Raw genomic sequence first — 18,523 nt, forward strand, 5'->3', positions numbered from 1 at the left:
CGAGCTCGACGCAGTGCTGCCCGATCTGCTGACCGAGCTCGGTTTCACCGTATATTCGCGTCCGGCGCGGGGCACCCGCCAGTATGGCGTTGACGTCGCCGCGGTTGGCACCGGGCGCGACGGCGTGCGGCGCGTCCATCTCTTCTCGGTCAAATCGGGCGACCTCGATCGGACCGAGTGGAACACGGCCTCGCCGCAGAGTCTCAGGCCATCGCTCGACGAAATCCTCGACCATTATATATCGAGCCGCATCCCGCCCGAATATGCCGCGCTGCCCATTGCCATCTGCCTCACCTTCGGCGGCGCAATCGACGAGCAGGTCCGTGCCGAAGTGACCGGATATATGAACCGCAACACCACCGAGCGCATTAGATATGAGGAATGGAACGGCGACCGACTCGCAGACGTCATCCTCGACGGCATCCTGCGCGAAGGCTTGCTGCCGCCCCCCTTGCGCGGCCATTTGCGCAAGAGCGTCGCAATGGTCGAGGAGCCCGACATCGCACTCGACCATTTCGGCCGGCTGCTACACGCAGTGGTCGACGCGCCCGGCGCGACCCCGGCGGCGCGGCTGTCACAGGCGCGGTTGATTAACATCTGCCTGTGGATCATGTTCGTCTGGGCGCGCGAGGCGAACAATGTGGAAGCCCCCTATCGTGCCAGCGAACGCGCGCAGCTCGAGGTCTGGCACCTCCTCAAATCCGAAGTCGCGCGCTCCGGCAAGGCGGCCGAGGCGGCAGGCTTCGTTATTAACGAGCTGTTCGAGCTGCATTTCGCGATCTGGGACGAATTATTCGAGAAGAAGATTCTGCCGCACGCCGACCACCGCCATGCGCTCTCGTCAGCGATCGGATCGTATGCGGCGCTCGACGTAAACCTCAAGCTGTTCGAGCTTGTCGGTCGCCTGGCGCTGCGCGGGCTGTGGCTGGTGTGGCAGCTTGCGCCCCCAAGCGGCCCGGTCGTGCTCAGCAATGACTATCTCCAGACACTCCCGGCGACGATCACCGAGATAACCAAGGCGACAGTCGAGCGGATCGACCGGCTCTGCGAGAAGCTGATGCAGATCGTCAGCAACAACCGGGCGCTGCTTTCACCGATCGGCGACTGGCAGGCTATCGACATTGGTCTCGCCTTCACGCTTCTCGCCTGTCGCCCCGGTGCTCATGGGGCGATCGACGAATGGGCCGACGAACTGGCGAAGCGCAGCATCTTTGCGTTCAATGTGCATGGCCGCTATCCGGTGACTAGCCGCTCCTATTGGGACCTAGTGGACCATCCATCTGAGCGCAGCGAAGAGTATCGCCAGAGTTCAACCGAGGGCAGCATCCTGTACCCGATGCTCGCGCTGTGGGCCGCGGCGCGCGGCAAGCGGAAACTGTTCGACGAGTTGGCCGCGTTCAAGGTCAAATCGCTCGGACATTGCACCTTTCAGACCTGGCTGCCGGACGAGGACAGCGAAGACAATCTCTATCTCGGCCGCGACAATCACGGTGCCGCGCTGACTGGCATTCCCGTCACCGCAGGCACACGGGACACGCTCGATTTAGTGCTAGAGGAGATTGCCAGCAACCCGCATTATGATGCACTTTCGGCGGTCCGGCTCGGACATTGGACGATCGTGCTCACGGCCTGCCGCTGCCACCGGCTGCCGGTGCCACCGCAAGTGTGGCGCGATCTCCTGCCGGGGGTTTGTCCGCCAGCCACGGACGCGGCTCCACAGCCAGATGATTGCGCACTGACGCCGCCAGATAATGGCCACGGCTAGGGAATGCGCGGCCCTGGGCTCCAAGCCTAATATGAAAGTCCCCGAGCCGAAATCCATGTCATTGCTGCCGTCCGCGATGAAAAACTTCGTAGTTCTTGTTGGCTGGCGCGGGTGCAATCGCCCACAGTGGCCTCTTTCCATTGCCAATACCGAGTGCGGCCGTGAGCAACGCCTCGTCGCTATCGGTGTATTCGACGTACCGCTCGTACGACGTCTCGCGCCGACTATTGAAAAACGGAATAGCGCCGTACCGTTCAGCGAAGCGGGAGATGAGATCCGCCTCCACATACTTGAACATGTCGGCGAAATTGCGCCGGCGGGGCCGGCACACACGGATCTCGATCCGCACGTCTTTGCCGAAGCCCTCCACCTCGTGGAGCCAGCGGCGCAGATGTGAGGACAGTCGACCGAACGCGGCTCCCCTACCGATGTACAGCACCGGCGATCGTTGCCAAGGATAGGCAATGACGAAGTCCCCCTTCATCCTAATAACGTACACGCACCTTGAAAGGTCCGCTGGGGTGTAGTTTTGCTCCTGCAGCGCCGCGATGAGTTGCTTGCGTAGCGTCTTGACGATGGATGCTTCGGTTCGAAGTCCCTGTTCTGGCTTCAACTCGATGTTCTCAAGCCATACCAAGCTCGCTGTAGGCTTTGCCATTTTTCCCCCTGATGCTGTGGCAGGACCACATTCGCGCAGACCGATGGGCGAGTGCTAGATGGTTGCAATGCTATGCGCAACGGTGGCTATGTGACACGAGAAGGCAGGATTTTAGCGTTTGCTTCTATGAATGGTCCGCCGATCAGCCGGAGCTGTGGCGAAGGACAGCGAAGTTGGATCGCCCGCCCGGAAGCTGCCAGTCCGCCCTCGGCCCCGTAACGCCCGCGCCGTTTCTTCCTTGGCCAATCAAGGCCGAGGAGAACTCAAATGGGATATTCTCAATTCGATGATGCCAGCCGCGAGCGTGCAGCTTGGAACGCTGGAAAGAAGGTCGGCACAAAGCGTCCGCTCACGCAGAAGCAGATTTGGGCCGTCCGCTTCTTCCTCGATCGCGAGCGGCGCATTCGTGACCGCGCGCTGTTCGATCTTGCCATCGACAGCAAGCTTCGCGGCTGCGACCTGGTCAAGATCAGGATTCGTGATGTGGTCGCCGGCCCTGAGGTCAGGACCCGCGCAATCGTGATTCAGCAGAAGACAGGGCGCCCGGTCCAGTTCGAGATCACCAACGATGTCAGGGTCAGCCTCCTGTCTTGGCTCGAACGGCGTGGCGGAACGGTCGACGACTATGCCTTCCCGAGCCGGATCGATCACGCACACCACATGAGCACAAGGCAGTACGCCCGCCTCGTTGACGAGTGGGTGACCGCGATCGGGCTGCGGCCAGAAGAATATGGCACTCACTCGCTTCGTCGCACGAAGGCTTCGATGATCTACAAGGCGACGGGCAATATCCGAGCCATCCAGATCTTACTCGGTCACTCCAAGATTGAGAACACCGTTCGGTATCTTGGTGTCGACGTGGAGGACGCGCTGCTCCTGGCCGAGCGAACCGAAATCTGACGTTGAGCGGTCATCCGACTCAGCGCGGATGGCCGCTTCGACAGGCGGGAAATCTCGATGGCCTCGTGCATTATGGGGGGTGGATTGCTGCCAGTCCGGTTCTAGTCGCCGGATCCGAGAAAGCGGCCATTCATGTGACCTTAGTGCTTCGACGGAAACGCGCCCTCGAAGCGGTCCCCCTAACGCCCCAAGATCGATTGTGCCGACGGTGCGGGCGGAAGAAGTTTGGACCGAGGCTTGGTGCCGGTTGGCGATCATTCTCCATTCCCCCCCCGCCCCTGACTTCCCGTATGCTGGGGCATGGAATCTCCAACCCCCGACTCCCTCGCCAAGGACATTCTGCAAGACGCACTGACGATGACGTTGGCGGTAGCCGATGAGGAAGGCCCGTGGGCTGCGCCCGTGGTGTTCATTAACCCGGAAAATTACGATATCTGCTGGATCTCTCTCCCTACTACCCGCCATTCCCTTGCACTCGCCAAGAGCCCTCGGGCGGCCTTTAGCATTGTTGCCTCGGATAATACCACGGCGGAGCGCGCGCTCCAGATTTCGGCCCGGGTAGAGAAAATGGATGGTCCCAATCTGGCCTGGGAACAGATGCTGGAAGGGAAGCGTGGGCTCCCCCTCCCCCAGAACGCCGGGGATGTTCTGGACAAAGGCTATGATTGGTACCGGGCACGCCCGGAGGCCGTATATCTGACTCATCTCGAGCGCTACGGTTTTGACCGCAAGCGAGTCGTTTGAGATCTCAGCTTAGATGAGCGGGTTCGTAAGGCTGAAGTCCTGGAGGGCGGTCAGGCTTCTACGCTGGCTGGAGAACCTGTGTTGGCGAGCCTCGCGGTACGCCACTTCCCCCACACCCATGATGGATCTGCGCGAGGCGCTCGAGCAGTAGACCCCACGCCCGTATCGCGGGGCGTGAGTGCCGAATGACCGCTTAGGGCCGCGGCTTTGCCATTGGAGGACCGCCGAACGAACGGCAAGTTTCGGACAGCGATCGGAGCAGCCGGAACGACGACAAAGGGGTCGAAAGCTGACCGGGCATACTTTGCCCGATCGGGCGGCCCCAGAACAGCAGCTCAATGTCGAGCGCTTCCCAAAAGCCGGCCGTCAGGACGCGGCCCCCAACGCGATCATTCAGGCGAGCCGACTCCCATTCCAAGAGCGGCCATCGGTGATCTTCCGTGCCGACGAGACAGGAGGCGATGACGATGGTCTCGGATCCTTCCCGCCGTCGTCCAGCGCGAGCACGGGCACACAGGGAAGCGGGTTGATCTCCGCAGCCGGAAATCCCAGCGTTCAGGCTGACGCATGTTCCAAAAGCGCGAGCAGTCCCTTCAAGATCTCACATGGAGATGGTGGACAGCCGCGAATGTGAAGATCCACCGGCAGGACGGCTGAAACCCCGCCCACCACCGCATAAGAACCCGCGAAGCAGCCGCCGTCAAAGGCGCAGTCGCCAACCGCCACGACCCATTTCGGATCGGGTGTGGCGTCGTAAGTGCGTTCCAGCGCCATACGCATGTTCTTCGTCACGGGGCCGGTCACGAGCAGGACATCGGCATGGCGCGGCGAGGCGACAAAGCGCAGGCCGAAGCGCTCGATGTCGTAGAAGGCGTTGTTGAGAGCATGGATTTCCAGTTCGCAACCATTACAGGAACCGGCATCCACCTCGCGGATCGACAGCGAGCGGCCAAGCCGGCGCCGCGAGGCACGGCCGAGCGACCCGGCGAGCTCCGCAAGCGCCCTGTCCTCCGCCGAGGGCGCGGTCTCGGTCAGCGGCGACCGGATGAGGCTTTGGAACAGCAGCTTTCTCACAGGTCGTGGCCAGAATAGGAGCAGTTGAAGGATTTGTTGCAGAGCGGGAAGTCGGCGACGATGTTGCCCTCGATGACGGCTTCCAACAGCGGCCACTGAAACCAGGACGGATCGCGCAGATGGCAGCGCGCCACGGTGCCGTCGGGGCTGACTTTCAGCCAGACCAGGATGTCGCCGCGGAAACCTTCGACGAGCGCCATGCCTTCGCGGGTCTCCGTGGCCGCCGGCAGGTTGACACGCGCCGGTCCTTCGGGCAGGCGGTCGAGAAGCTGCGCGATCAGCGACAGGCTTTGCTCGATCTCGCGAATGCGTATCCAGACCCGCGCATTGACGTCGCCATCCTCGAGCGTCGGCACGCTGAAGTCGAGCCCGTCGTAGGGCGCGTAGCCCGGCGCCTTGCGCGTGTCGAATTTGCGCCCTGACGCGCGGCCAACATAGCCGCCCGCCGCATATTGACAGGCAAGCGCGGGCTTGAGGATGCCGGTCAAGGCTGTGCGGTCCTGCAGCGAGGTGGTGTTGTCGTAGAGATCGACGAGAGCGGGAAGGCGGGCGCCAACTTCCGCGGCGACAGCGCGGATCGCTGCGATGCCCTCCCTATCGACATCCGTGGAGACCCCGCCGGGCACGATGCGGTCGCGCATCAGCCGGTGGCCGAACACCCCGTCCGCCGCGCGCAGAACCCTCTCGCGCAGCACCGCGCAATGGGCAAGCATCAATGAGAAGGAGGCGTCGTTGCAGATGGCGCCGAAATCGCCAAGGTGGTTGGCGATGCGTTCCATCTCGGCCATCAGCGCCCGCAGCAAGACGGCACGCGGCGGAGCCTCCGCGCCCAGCGCCGCCTCAACCGCTCGCGCAAAGGCGAGGCCGTAGGCGACCGTGCTGTCGCCGGAGGTGCGGGCGGCAAGGCGGGCGGCGGCCGCCACCGTCGCGCCGGCCATGAGCCCTTCGATGCCCTTGTGGACATAGCCGAGCCGCTCCTCCAGCCGCACCACCGTCTCGCCATTGGCGGTGAAGCGGAAATGGCCGGGCTCGATGATGCCGGCATGCACCGGCCCGACCGGAATCTGATGCAGCCCCTCTCCCTCGACCGGCAGGAAGGCATACCCCTTGTCGATCGGCGTCGATCGCGGCTCCGCGGCCAGCGGATAGCGCAGGTCCCAGTTGCCATGGTCGAGCCAGGGACGCTGATCGGGGAGGCCATCCGGCTCCAGTCCGAACAGGCTGCGGATCGCCCGTTCGAGGCGGACGGCCGGCGGATGATGCAGTCCCACGGAAGGGTAGCGGCCGTCCGGGCAGTCAAGGCTGGCGATGCCGATTTCGCCTGATGCCTCGTCGAGCAGCGCCATATGAACGGCCCTGGCTTCGGCCCACAGGCCGAGCAGGCTCCACTCGCCGACGCCCAGACGCCGGGCGGCTTCGGACCAGAGGTCCGGCTCGACGACCGCGCGCGGCCACGGCCTGTGCTGCGGCTGTGCGCTTCCCTGGCTGAGAAAGTCGATCAGGACCGCCATGGCGCTAACCCAGGATCCTTGCGATGTTCTGGAACCATGACACCAGCATCGGCGGCAGGAAGATGCCGGCCATCAGCACCAGGCCGAAATGCACGATCATCGGCACGTAGGAGGCTTCCGAAGGCTTGGTGCTGCCCGTCGGCTCGCCGAAGGCCAGGTCGTTGAGATGATAGAAAAGCGCGCCGAGCGCCAGAAGGATGCCGAGCACGAGCGGGACCGCGAGCAACGGCTCGCGCGCGAAAGTGGACGTCACGACCAGGAACTCGCTCATGAAGACGCCGAACGGCGGCAGGCCGGCGATCGCGGCGACGCCGACGACCAGGCTCCAGCCGAGCCAGGGATGCGTCTCAGTCAAGCCGCGAATATCGGCGATCCGTTGCGAGTCCTTGATCTGGGCGATATGGCCGACCGCGAAGAAGATGCCGGATTTGGTCAGGCTGTGCATGACCATGTGCAGCAGCCCGGCGAAGTTCGCCAACGGCCCGCCCATGCCGAAGGCGAAGGTGATGATGCCCATGTGCTCGATCGACGAATAGGCGAACAGCCGTTTGATGTCGCGCCGGCGGTAGAGCATCAGCGCGGCGAAGATCAGCGAGACCAAGCCGAGCGTCACCATCAGCGGCCCGGGTGCGATCGCGCCTTCGTTGGCCGCGAGCAGGATCTTGAAGCGCAGCACCGCATAGAGCGCGACGTTGAGCAGGAGCCCGGAAAGCACGGCCGAAATCGGCGTCGGGCCTTCGGCATGGGCGTCCGGCAACCAGGCATGCAGCGGCGCCAGCCCCACCTTGGTGCCGTAGCCGAGCAGCAGGAAGACGAAGGCGACGTTGATGAGCGCGGGCTCGAAGCGCGGAGCGTTCCGGACCAGGACCGTCCACACCATGCCGTCCACGCCCTCGCCGACGACCGGCAGCGCGGCCATGTAGACCAGGATCGTGCCGAACAACGCCAGGCCGATGCCGACGCTGCCGAGGATGAAATATTTCCAGGCGGCTTCCAGCGCCTCGTGCGTGCGGTAGATGCCGACCATGAGCACGGTCGTCAGCGTGGCAAGCTCGATCCCGACCCACATCAGGCCGATATTGTTGGCCGTCAGCGCAAGGTTCATGCCCGCCATCATGACCTGGTACATGGCGTGGTAGAAGCGCAGATAGGTTGGCGTCAGCCGCCCTGTCTCCAACTCGTGGCCGATATAGCTCGCCGAGAAGATGCTGGTCGTGAAACCCACGAAGGTGTTGAGCACGATGAAGACGATGTTGAGATCGTCGACGAAAAGATAGGAGCCCGGCTCCGGCCGTGCGGCGAAGAACAGCGCGAGCGAGGCAAGGAAGGTCAGGCCGGAGGCGGCAATGTTGAGGCGTGCCGTCACACGGTAGCCCGGCAGCAGCGCCAGGATCGCCGCCGCACCGACCGGTATCAGCAGGACGAGCGCCACTGCAGCGGAAGCGGCAGACATCATCGGCGCTCTCCGCGGAAGCTGTCGAGCGCCTGGACATCAACCGTGTCGAAGCGCTCGCGGATGCGGAACAGGAAGACGCCGATCACGAAAAAGGCGATCAGGATCGAGAAGGCGACGCTGATCTCGACCACCAGCGGCATGCCGCGTGCGCCGGTACCGGCAAGCACAAGCCCGTTTTCCAGCGACATGAAGCCGACGACCTGGCTCACGGCATTGCGCCGGCTGACCATCATCAGCAGGCCGAGCAGCACGACCGACAGCGAAAAAGCCAGATCCTCACGCGCCAACGGATCGGCATCGGTGGTGACCTTCAGCATGACGGCCATCGAAAGCGCCACCAGCGCCATGCCTGCGAGCATGGTGGCGCCCGAACCGATCACGGTCTCGATCTCGCGATGGATGCCGAGCCGCTGGATGATGCGGTGCAGCCCGACCGGGATCACGATCGCCTTGAAGACGAGGGCAATCGACGCCGTGATGTACAGATGCGGCGCTTCCTGCACATAAGCCTGCCAGGCCACGGAAGCGGCGAGCAGGACCGCTTGCAGCGCGAAGGCATTGAGCAGCGCGTAGAGCCGATGCTGCGAGATCATCAGGAAGCTCACCAGCACCAGCCCGCCGGCCAGAAGATGGGCGATGTCGAATGTCAGGCCGTGTCCCATCTAGAGGCTCCGCGAGACGAAAAGGAGCAAGGTGCCGAGCAGGCCGAGCATCAGCGCGGCGCCGACGAAATCGGGGAGGCGGAAGACCCGCATCTTGGCGATGGAGGTCTCGAAAAGGGCAAGCAGGAGGCCGGCAACGGCGAGCTTTGCGCCATAGGCGGCGAAACCGAGAGCATAGCGCCACAGGCCGCTGCCCGTGCCGGCGAAGCCCCATGGGACGAAGATGCAGCCGATCAGCGAGACGTAGAGAAGCAGTTTCAGGAACGACGCGATCTCGATCATCGCCAGATGCCGGCCTGAATATTCGAGCACCATCGCCTCGTGCACCATGGTGAGTTCGAGGTGCGTCGCCGGATTGTCCACCGGGATGCGGCCGTTCTCGGCGACGGCGACGATGACGAGCGCGATCAGCGCAAGGCCCAGGGAAACACGCAGCCCGACCTCGGGTGAGGCGAGCATGGCGGCCACGTCGGAAAGCTGCGTGGAGCGCGCCACCAGCGCCATGGTGAAGACGATGAGCAGCATCGCAGGCTCCGCCAGCGACGCGATCATCATCTCGCGGCTGGAGCCGATGCCGCCGAAGGCGGTGCCGACATCCATGCCGGCGAGCGCCAGGAAGAAGCGCGCGCTGCCGAGCAGGGCGGTGATGGCGATGAGATCGGCCGACCAGGAGAACATCAAGCCGGTGGCGAATGTCGGAACGAGTGCTGCGGCCACCCAGGTTGCGGCGAAGATCATGTAGGGCGCGACCCGGAACAGCCACGAGGCGCTTTCGGCGATCACCGCCTCCTTCTTCAGCAGCCTGAGAATGTCGCGATATGGCTGGAGGATCGGCGGGCCTTGCCGGCGCTGCAGCCGCGCCTTGATCTTGCGGACGTAGCCGGCGAGCAGCGGCGCCGCCAACAGCACCAGCGCCATCTGCATGCCCTGCACGAGGAGGCTTTCGATCAGCTCCATATGGCGAGCACCAGGAGCAGGAAGACGAGCGCAAAAAAGACCAGGCTGAGATAGCGCCGGATCGTCAGGAACTGGAGATGGTTGATCCGCTGCGCAACGAAATCCACAACGCCGCAGAGCGGCTGGTAGAGCCGGTCCCACACGGGGTCGGGCACGACGAGCGCAAAGCGTGCCGGCCGCACGTCGCCGGGAGCAGGCATCGCGACCTTTTCGTGTACGCCGAAAGCGCGCGCGACGAAGACCCTGCGGATCGGTTGCGCGAAGCTGGAGCCCGAATATTGGGTGAGCGGGCTCGGATCAGGAAACCCGCAGTCCCAGGCGGGCGCACGCCGCAACCTGTGCGATGCGAAGCGATGGATCGCCCACGTCGCCAGCAGCGCCGAGAGCGTGATGAACAGGAAGACGAGCAAGCCATTGTAGGAGCTGCCACTTTTCGCAGCAGGCACAATCGAAAGCCAGGGCAGCGCCGATTGCTCCGGCACCGCGCCGCCCGCCAGCAGGCGAGTGACAGGCGCCAGCATGTCGATGACGAAACCGGGCAGAATGCCCGCCAGAAGACAGAGCAGGCCGAGGATCGCCATGGCCGCGAGCGAGAAACGGTCGACCTCGTGCGCCGTGCGCGCGGCTTCGCTGCGCGGACGTCCGAGGAAGGTGATGCCGAAAGCCTTGACGAAGGTCGCTGCTGCCAGAGCCGCGGCGAGCGCCAGGGTGCCGCCGACCGCAGGCACCATGATCTTCAGACCCCATTGCGGAAGGTCGGGGCTGAGCAGCACGGCCTGGAAGGTCAGCCATTCCGAGACGAAGCCGTTGAGCGGCGGCAGCGCCGAGATCGCGACGCACCCGGTGAGGAACAGGAAGCTGGTAACCGGCATGCGGTGGATCAGGCCGCCGAGCCGCTCCAGGCGGCGTTCGCCGCTCGCGGTCAGAACCGCGCCGGCACCGAAGAACAGCAGGCTCTTGAAAAAGGAATGGTTGAGCACGTGGAAGAGCGCTGCGGTGAGCGCCAGGGCCGCGGCCATCGCCATGCCGTTGCTTCGGAAAGCAAGCGCCAGCCCGAGCCCGACGAAGATGATCCCGATATTCTCGATCGTCGAGTAGGCAAGCAGCCGCTTCAGGTCGTCCTGCATGATCGCCTGCAGCACGCCGAGCACGGCACTCGCGCCGCCGAAGGCCAGGATCAGCATCCCCGACCACCACGGCAGCGGGCCGACGAGGTCGAAGACGACGCGGATGAAGGCGTAGATGGCGACCTTGGTCATGACGCCGCTCATCAGCGCAGAGACATGACTGGGGGCGGCGGGGTGGGCCAGCGGCAGCCAGACATGCAACGGCACAAGGCCCGCCTTCGACCCGGCGCCGACAAGGACGAGAACAAGCACCAGCGCGGCCATGACCGGGCTGTGCGTGCCCTGCCGGATCGCCTCGAAAGCGAAGTCGCCGCCCGGCCCCGCCAGCAGGCCAAAAGCGAGCAGCAGCGCCAGCGTGCCGAAACTCGCCATCAAGAGATAGATGTAGCCGGCGCGGCGGTTCTCAGGATCGTGGTGGTGAGCCATCACCAGCGCCCAGGAGGCGAGCGACATGAACTCCCACGACAAGAGGAAGACGAAGGCGTCGCCGGCAAGCAGCACGAGGTTCATGCCGGCAAGGAAGGCCGCGAAAAACGGCAGGACCCGATGCGGCTCCTCCTCATGCGCGCCATAGCCCAGTCCGTAGAGGCTCGCCGTCGCGCCGCCGAGGTTGATGACGAGAAGGAAGAAGGCCGACAGGGCGTCGAGACCAAAGTTCGCCCCGACCCAAGGCAACCCAAGCGGCAAGGCGACGGTGAAAGGCCCGCCTCTTCCCGTGAGCACGGACAGCGCCGTCACCGCAGCAGCGAGACAAGCGGCCAGCACGAGGCAGTAGACCCAAATCGTCGCCACCTTCGATCGGGCAAGGCAAACAGCCAGAACGACCGTGCCGAGGAGCACCGCGACGCACAGCAGGAGGAAGACCACCGGGCTCATCGCAGTGCTCTTTACGCCCCCACGTTTCCGGTCTGCCCGTCAGACCTGCCGCTGCCCAGGCCCGCCTTCAGGCGTACGCCGCGCCCGCCGCCCTGGCTGACGACGCCGGGGCCAATCAACTCGATGCCCGCCTGGTCCAAGGCGGCGATCAGCTTCATGAGCGAATCGACATTGCCGCGAACAACACCTTCGCTCGCCTCCATGCGCTGGACGGTCGGCACGGAAAGTCCGGAGAGTTCCGCGAGCTGGCGCTGGTCGATCCCCAGCAGGGATCTGGCGGCTCGCAATTGCGCGGACGTGATCACGGCCTGGCACACATCCCTGATGGTTGCGATGTCGATGATACCATGTGTAACCTACATATTTATGAAACTGCGTCAATTATTGATATATGAGATATGAGCTCGCTCCCAATAGTTCCGCGCGGCCAAACGGGGAGCCCGACCGTAGACTCCTGGAGGGAGAAGGCGTCCCTCGGACCATGGATCTCGACACCGCGACTTCCATCGCAGCGGACGTTTTTCAGCGCAAACGCAGGATCCGCTTCCGTGATCCGTCGGGGCCACCCAAATCTGCTGCCGTTGGGGCGTAAGGCGGCGTCTAAAATTGACCGAATCGCTTCGACCAAAAATCTGGCGAAGGATGTGCGGTGCTGTCGCCCCTGGCTTGCCCCTCACTGTCCTGCCGGACGCCCGGCCGGGTCCCCGCTGCTTCGCAGCGTCCCGGCGTTCGCTGGCCTTTCATCGTGCCGCTGGCACGATGAATTCGCTCGGCGAACCGGCTGCTCACCCCCGCAAGCGGGGAGAGAGAGGCCGGCCGCTCGGATTTCGCCAATCGGAAACCTCGGCGATTGGCAAAAAGCGTAGACCCGATCGGGTCTCTCCCCGCATGCGGGAGTGAGCAGCCGGTTCGCGGAGCGCGACCCGGCCGGTCGTCCAGTTGACACCCAAAGCAGAAGGTTCCGCTGGCGGCACAGCGACTGGTCAGCCGCGTTGCTCGACCGCTCACCAAGCAGACATTCCCTGGCCAGCCAACGAATGGTCTGCTCAGGCCTTTTGTTCTGTCGCAGGTTCCCGTCGGAAAACCGTGGGACAGTTTTCCGGAATCTGCCTAGTCGTAGAAGACCCGCAGTCCGGTGTTCGATGACCCGCTGTCGGCCGACGTGCCGGAGCGCGCGGCGATGCGGTAGCGGTAGCAATAGCTGATGTGGCAGAGGAAGCTGCCGCCCTTCATCGTCTTCTGGCTCGCCTCGGCCGCCTGCCTGTTGCGCAGCCTGGCGGCGCGCGAGGCGGAACGGATCATGAAGGGTTCCGAGGTCCATTCCCAGACATTGCCGACCATGTCGTGGAGCCCCGCCTGGTTGGGCGCAAAGGCGCCGACCGGCGAGGTTCCCAGCCATCCGTCGGCGCAGGCGTTGTCGCCCGGAAAGCGGCCCTGCCAGATGTTGCAGGGCAGGAAATCGGCGTCGTCCGGCTCACGGTCGCCCCACGGGAAGCGCGGATCGCCTGCGAGCCCGCCCCGCGCCGCATGCTCCCATTCCGCTTCGGTGGGCAGGCGGCCGCCGGCCCATTGCGCGAAAGCGCCGGCGTCGGCCCACGACATGTGGGTGACCGGGTGGTCGGCGCGGTCGCGCACGTGACTGCCAGGGCCTTCGGGTTCGGCCCACCAGGCTCCCTCGCAATACACCCACCAGGGCGTGCTCGACGCCGACGGCGGGTGGGCCGACGGATCGGCAAGCAGGCCGCGGAAGACCGGCCCCCAGCCGAGGCGCTCCGCCTCGGTCCGATACCCGGTCTCGGCGACGAAGGCGGCGAACCGCGCATTGGTAACCGGTGCCGCGTCGACCGCGAAGGGGCGCAGCCTGACCTCGCGGACGAGGCCTTCGCCGTCGGAGCGGATTTCAGGACGCAAGGTGCCGACGTGGCTCCTGCCGCCCGAAAAGCCGATCCGCGGGGGCGGCGTGGGGTCCGCGATGCGGACGATGTCGGCGCGCCGGGCCGCCCCGTCGAGCGGCGTCGCGGAGGCCGGCGTCTGGCGATGCGCGCAACAGCTCATGCCGCATCATACTCCCTGCCGCACGCGACCCGCTCTCCACCACCACGCCCCACGGCAGGTTTACGCATGTCCACGGCTCACAGCCTCGCCGCGCCGGTCTGCGCCCGCGCATCCAGCCGGCTTTCCTCGAATATCACATTCTGTGGACGATAGGTGCCACGCAGAAGCTGGGAAAGGTAGATCGAGCCGGTGCGCAGGTACTGGTCGTGTGCGTCGTTGAAGCTTTCGACCACGGCCAATGAAATGGCCGGGCGCAGCGGCATGCAGGTCAGCGCCTCCATCGCCTGCAGACGCACCCTGGGGTCCGGGCCCGCCTCAAGGATGCCGGTCAGGCGCCGCACCCATGGTTCGGGTTCGCCGGCTATGCCCAGAGCCTCCGAAAGCGCGATCACGACGTGGATGTCCGTCTCGGTCGCGCACCGCTGCGCGACCTCGTCGGGCAGCGCGTGCCCCTGCACGGCGAGGCCGATCAGGCCCTGCGCCGCCCAGTAGCGCATCACCGCGGAGGCATGGCCAAGCCCGGTCACCAGTCGCTCACGATCAGCGGGATCGGCGCGCGCCGACAATGCCGCCAGCGCCAGGACGTCCTCCAGCGGGTAGAGCGCGGGGTCGTGCGCGGCCTCCCAGCCTTCCAGAGGCGAATGCTCCGGGATGAAGCCGGCGTCGTGGATGGCCAGCATGTGTTCGTCGAGAGCCGTCCGATGGGCGTCGAGCGCGTCGGCATGCCCGGCCCGCCCGGCCAGGTTCACCGTCGCGTCGGGGTCGGCCTGGAGGTCATAAAACTCCTCGAACGGCTTGCGCCCCCAGAAACGCCCCTGGACAAGATCGAGCCCGCCGTCGAGGCGTGCCTGCTCATAATCCTGGTAGTGGGCGCCCAGCCATTCATAGGCGACATGCTGGCCGAGGGGGCGGTGCGGCTGATAGTTCCTGATGTAGCGGTAGCGCCGGGATCGCACGGTGCGCGACAGGTCATAGCGTTCGCCCATCCTGTGGCGCCCGGCGAAGACGTAGGTCCGGTCCACGCGGCCGGGGCCGACGAAGACCCGTCCCTGCAGCCCTTGCGGGGGCTCGATCCCGGCAATCGCAAGAAAGGTCGGGAACAGGTCGACCAGAGATACGGGCGCGGCGAGACGCGACCCTGGCGCATGGGGAAGCAGGTGCCGCCACTTCTGCGGCACCCGCACGATCATCGGCACGCGCAGCCCCTCGTCGTAGAGATAGCGCTTGGAGCGCGGCAGCGCGCTGCCATGGTCGGAGAAGTAGAAGACGATCGTATCCTGCGCCAACCCGTCCTCTTCGAGCTCGCGCAGCCGCATGCCCATCTCGGCGTCCATCCGCGTCGCCGCGTTGTAGTGCCTGGCAAGGCTCTCGCGCATGCCCGGTGTATCGGGCAGATAGGACGGGAGCACGACATCCCTGGGATGCACCGCTCCCTCCTGCGGTTGGAAGGTGCAGGATTCGTGCGTCGCCATCGCGTTGAACACAGCCATGAACGGCTGGTCCGGCGCGCGGCGGCGCCAATGCGCCCTCGGGCTGCATTGATCCCAGATGGCGTCGGGATCGACGTCGCAGTTGTAGTGCGTCTTGAAGTTGTTCGTGCAGAAGTAGCCGGCCTCGCGCATCAGGCCGGAATAGGTGTCGAAGCTCGCCGGCAGATGCGCCCTCGTCTGCATGTGCTGGGCGCGCGGGCAGCTCTCGGCGTGGCGGCCGGTCAGGATGGCGAAGCGCGAGGGCGCGCAGACCGGCGACGTGCAGTTGGCGTTCTCCCAGGTCACCCCCTGGGCCGCCAGCCGATCTAGATTTGGCGTCCTTGCAACCGGATCACCATAGGCGCCAAGACGCGGAGGATAATCCTCGCTGACGAGGCACACTATGTTCGGTCGATCCTTCGCGGACATCGGCTCCTCCCTGCGGCCAGAGAGCTAGCATCGTTCCCGGCCGACGGGGCAATGCCAATTTTCCGCATAGCGATAAGATAATGGCATCGCTGGCGAGCGCCCGAGCGAAAACATCGGCTTATCACTGGCCGGATTTATTGCATTTTTCGCTGCACCCTCCACCATGATATCTCGTCTCTCGACGATACCGGAACCTGCGGGCGCCGCAGGCCGATCCGTCCTGGGAGGAAAAAAATGAAACGACTTCACGCGCTTGCCGCGGCGGCTATGCTTGCATCGATGGGGCCCGCATTCGCGGAGGTAGCCAACGACGCCCAGACGCTGGCGCTTTCGAACCGGCTGGACAACACCACATTCGCGCGTGACAAGATCGAGATCGGCAACCGGCTGGCCTACTGGACGCCGGTGTTCGAGACGCTGCTTACGATCATGCCGGACGGTTCGATCAAGCCCAACCTCGCGACCGAGTGGTCCTACAACGACGACAACACGGTGCTGACGCTCAAGCTGCGCGAGGGAGTGAAATTCACCGACGGGACGCCATTCGACGCCGAGGCCGTCAAGGCCAACCTCGAATTCCTCAAGAACGGTACCGGCCAGAACGTCTGGATGGTCAAGTCCATCGCCAGCTACGAGATCGTATCGCCCAGCGAGATCAAGGTTGTGCTCAGCGAGCCGGACCCGGCGCTGGTGCGCAACCTGACCCTGGTGGCGGGCGCGATCGCCAGCCCGGCGTCGCTCGGTACCGAAGACGGCGCGAAGGTGCCGGTGGGCACCGGGCCCTATATCTACAATGTCGAGCAGTCCGTGGTTGGCCGGCAGTATGTCTATACACGCAATCCGGATTACTGGAACTCGGACGCGTTTCCGTTCGAGGTGATGACGATCGCCCCGATGACCGACCTGAGCGCGCGCATCAACGCGTTGAAAGCCGGCCAGATCGACGTGGCGCCGGTCGAGGCCCAGTCGGTCGCCGAGGGTGAAGCGAGCGGCATGCGGGTGACCCGCAATCCGGTCAACTGGCAGGGCGTCTTCTTCGCCGATCGCGAAGGCAAGATGAACCCCGCCATCGCCGACCTGCGCGTCCGGCAGGCCCTCAACATGGCCTTCGACACCGAATCGATCCTCAAATATGTCGAGCAGGGATACGGGGTCGTCAGCGACCAGATATTCCCCGAGACCAGCACTGCCTACGTGGCCGAACTGGATGACTACTACCCCTATGATCCGGAGAAGGCGAAGGCGCTGCTCGCCGAGGCCGGACATGCCGAAGGGCTGACGCTCAAGCTTCCCGAGGCCACCGCATTCGCGGCCTACAACCCGATCATCGAGCAGCAGCTGAAGGATGTCGGCGTCGCCGTCGAGTGGGTCAAGGTCGCACCCGACGCTCTCATCAGCGACATCACCGCCGGCAAGTTCGGCGTGTTCTTCTTCCGGCTCGGCAACCAGTCGGACTGGGGCGACCTGCTGAAGCTCGCCTTCCCGTCGTCCGCCTGGAATCCGCTGCGCCCGGAGGACGCCAAGATGGCGGCCCTGCTCGAGACAGCCAAACGCGCCAGTGCGAAGGATCAGCCGGCGGCATTCCAGGCCATCAACCGCTACATGGTCGAGAACGCCTGGTATGCGCCATGGTACCGCCCCGACGCGATCAACCTGACCAGTCAGGAAGTGATCGAGCAGCCCATCCCGGGCAATGTGGTGACGTTCCCGCAGTTCTATCGCCCGGCCGAATAGCCTCCCTTCGACCGGACGAGCGACGGCCCGCGCTCTCGGCGCGGGCCGTTGCCGTTTCACAGGTCACGCAGCCTTACGATCGCATCCGCGCAGGCAATTTCCAGCTCGCGCACGGGTTCGGAGGCCTCGAGTTCTTCGCGGACGATCATGCCGATGCTCACCTCGCGCGGCACCAGATCGACCGGCACCGGAACAAGCCGGGGCGAACTCGCCGCCTGCGTGATCGGTTCGGGCAGCAGCGACAGGTAGTCGCTGCGCTGGAGCGTGGCGAGCGTCGTGTTGAGGCTGTCGCAGACCAGCCCGATATCGGGCGAATGGCCGAGCCGCTCATGCACCGCGTGAATGGTCAGTTCCCGGTAGACCGAATACTCCGTATAGACCAGCCAGGGATACTCCAGCGCCGTCTCGGAGCGTATCCGTCCTTCGGCGTTGGTGCGCGCGAAGATCGGGTGGCCCTCGCGCGCCACGACGAGGTTGTTCACGACCCCCAGCGGTTTCTGGATCAGGCGCGGGTGCCGCGTTTCCTGACCCGTTCCAGACAGGATCACGTCCAGCCTTCCCTCGCTGAGATCCCGGTAGGAATCGGTCGGATGCGCACGGTGGATTTCGAACACCACATGCGGAAAGCGCTTTTGCATGTCCAGCATGACGACAGGCAGGATCACCGACCGCCAGACGGGCCCGGCTCCGATCCGCAGGTTGATCGTCGTCGCGTTCGCCTCTGTGCGGAGTTCCTGGTCGGTCAGCTCCCACTGTCGCATAAGGCGCAGGGACGCCGACAGGACCTTCTGCCCGAACAGCGTTGGCCGCACGCCTCTTGCGTGGCGCTCGACCAGCGATTGTCCGAAATACTGCTCGAGCTGGATCAGTGAGCGCGACAGGGCCGGCTGGGTCACGTGCAGCCGCTCGGCGGCGCGCCGCAGGCTGCCCTCCTCGATGATGGCTTGCAGGCGGAACAGGTGGGTGATCTGGTCGAGCATCGAGCGATAAGGCCAGCGTATTGCTGAAAGTTCTATTTGCATTATTCGCGCATGGCAACGTCGGCTAGATTGGGTTCGACGGGTGAGCGGGAGGAACGGTTGCCCGTACGATGGGAACGTCATGTT

General features: G+C 64.7%; 15 protein-coding genes. 4 read left to right on the top strand and 11 right to left on the bottom strand.

Annotated elements, in window-relative coordinates:
- The first annotated feature begins 13 nt into the window (after window positions 1–13).
- On the top strand, window positions 14–1,765 hold the full coding sequence (locus JN302_RS35055) for a hypothetical protein (RefSeq protein WP_202330638.1): 1,752 nt from the start codon (window positions 14–16) through the stop codon (window positions 1,763–1,765).
- Between the two features lie 58 nt (window positions 1,766–1,823).
- On the opposite strand, the gene JN302_RS35060 is transcribed toward JN302_RS35055, so the two are convergent.
- Window positions 1,824–2,423, bottom strand: a complete 600-nt coding sequence (locus JN302_RS35060; protein WP_202330639.1) for a hypothetical protein — start codon at window positions 2,421–2,423, stop codon at window positions 1,824–1,826.
- 267 nt (window positions 2,424–2,690) lie between these two features.
- On the opposite strand from JN302_RS35060, the gene JN302_RS35065 reads away from it, so the two are divergent.
- Entirely contained in the window at window positions 2,691–3,323 is a 633-nt protein-coding gene (locus tag JN302_RS35065; protein WP_202308912.1) for a tyrosine-type recombinase/integrase, read from the top strand.
- 300 nt (window positions 3,324–3,623) lie between these two features.
- Window positions 3,624–4,067: a pyridoxamine 5'-phosphate oxidase family protein gene (locus JN302_RS35070; RefSeq protein ID WP_202330640.1), complete on the top strand. Its 444-nt coding sequence runs from the start codon at window positions 3,624–3,626 to the stop codon at window positions 4,065–4,067.
- Between the two features lie 555 nt (window positions 4,068–4,622).
- On the opposite strand, the gene JN302_RS35075 is transcribed toward JN302_RS35070, so the two are convergent.
- The 9 genes from JN302_RS35075 to JN302_RS35115 form a co-directional block, all read right to left on the bottom strand.
- On the bottom strand, window positions 4,623–5,141 hold the full coding sequence (locus tag JN302_RS35075) for an NADH-quinone oxidoreductase subunit B family protein (protein ID WP_202330641.1): 519 nt from the start codon (window positions 5,139–5,141) through the stop codon (window positions 4,623–4,625).
- Complete coding sequence (locus JN302_RS35080) at window positions 5,138–6,652, bottom strand: hydrogenase large subunit (RefSeq protein ID WP_202330642.1); 1,515 nt, start codon at window positions 6,650–6,652, stop codon at window positions 5,138–5,140. Before JN302_RS35080 ends, JN302_RS35075 begins: the two co-directional genes overlap by 4 nt.
- A 4-nt stretch (window positions 6,653–6,656) precedes the next feature.
- Window positions 6,657–8,105 (bottom strand): hydrogenase 4 subunit F, encoded by a 1,449-nt coding sequence (locus JN302_RS35085; protein WP_202334552.1) that lies wholly within the window; start codon window positions 8,103–8,105, stop codon window positions 6,657–6,659.
- Entirely contained in the window at window positions 8,105–8,770 is a 666-nt protein-coding gene (locus JN302_RS35090; protein WP_202308917.1) for a hydrogenase-4 component E, read from the bottom strand. Before JN302_RS35090 ends, JN302_RS35085 begins: the two co-directional genes overlap by 1 nt.
- Window positions 8,771–9,727 carry a respiratory chain complex I subunit 1 family protein gene (locus tag JN302_RS35095; RefSeq protein ID WP_202330643.1) on the bottom strand — a complete coding sequence of 319 codons (957 nt, stop codon included), beginning with the start codon at window positions 9,725–9,727 and terminating at the stop codon, window positions 8,771–8,773.
- Window positions 9,718–11,730 carry a hydrogenase 4 subunit B gene (gene hyfB / locus JN302_RS35100; RefSeq protein WP_202330644.1) on the bottom strand — a complete coding sequence of 671 codons (2,013 nt, stop codon included), beginning with the start codon at window positions 11,728–11,730 and terminating at the stop codon, window positions 9,718–9,720. The genes JN302_RS35095 and hyfB overlap by 10 nt, the downstream gene beginning before the upstream one ends.
- 11 nt (window positions 11,731–11,741) lie before the next feature.
- Window positions 11,742–12,035, bottom strand: coding sequence for a helix-turn-helix domain-containing protein (locus tag JN302_RS35105; protein ID WP_202330645.1), 294 nt, complete (start codon window positions 12,033–12,035; stop codon window positions 11,742–11,744).
- Between the two features lie 805 nt (window positions 12,036–12,840).
- On the bottom strand, window positions 12,841–13,785 hold the full coding sequence (locus JN302_RS35110; protein WP_202330646.1) for a formylglycine-generating enzyme family protein: 945 nt from the start codon (window positions 13,783–13,785) through the stop codon (window positions 12,841–12,843).
- Between the two features lie 77 nt (window positions 13,786–13,862).
- Window positions 13,863–15,683: a sulfatase family protein gene (locus JN302_RS35115; protein WP_202330647.1), complete on the bottom strand. Its 1,821-nt coding sequence runs from the start codon at window positions 15,681–15,683 to the stop codon at window positions 13,863–13,865.
- 234 nt (window positions 15,684–15,917) lie between these two features.
- On the opposite strand from JN302_RS35115, the gene JN302_RS35120 reads away from it, so the two are divergent.
- Entirely contained in the window at window positions 15,918–17,417 is a 1,500-nt protein-coding gene (locus JN302_RS35120) for an ABC transporter substrate-binding protein (RefSeq protein ID WP_202330648.1), read from the top strand.
- Between the two features lie 56 nt (window positions 17,418–17,473).
- Here JN302_RS35120 and JN302_RS35125 read toward each other — a convergent pair whose 3' ends face one another.
- The gene (locus tag JN302_RS35125) at window positions 17,474–18,439 is read right to left on the bottom strand and encodes a LysR family transcriptional regulator (protein ID WP_244846101.1); all 966 of its coding nucleotides are present in this window, start codon (window positions 18,437–18,439) and stop codon (window positions 17,474–17,476) included.
- Window positions 18,440–18,523 lie beyond the last annotated feature (84 nt).

It is taken from the genome of Mesorhizobium sp. L-8-3 (assembly GCF_016756615.1).
Taxonomy (GTDB): domain Bacteria; phylum Pseudomonadota; class Alphaproteobacteria; order Rhizobiales; family Rhizobiaceae.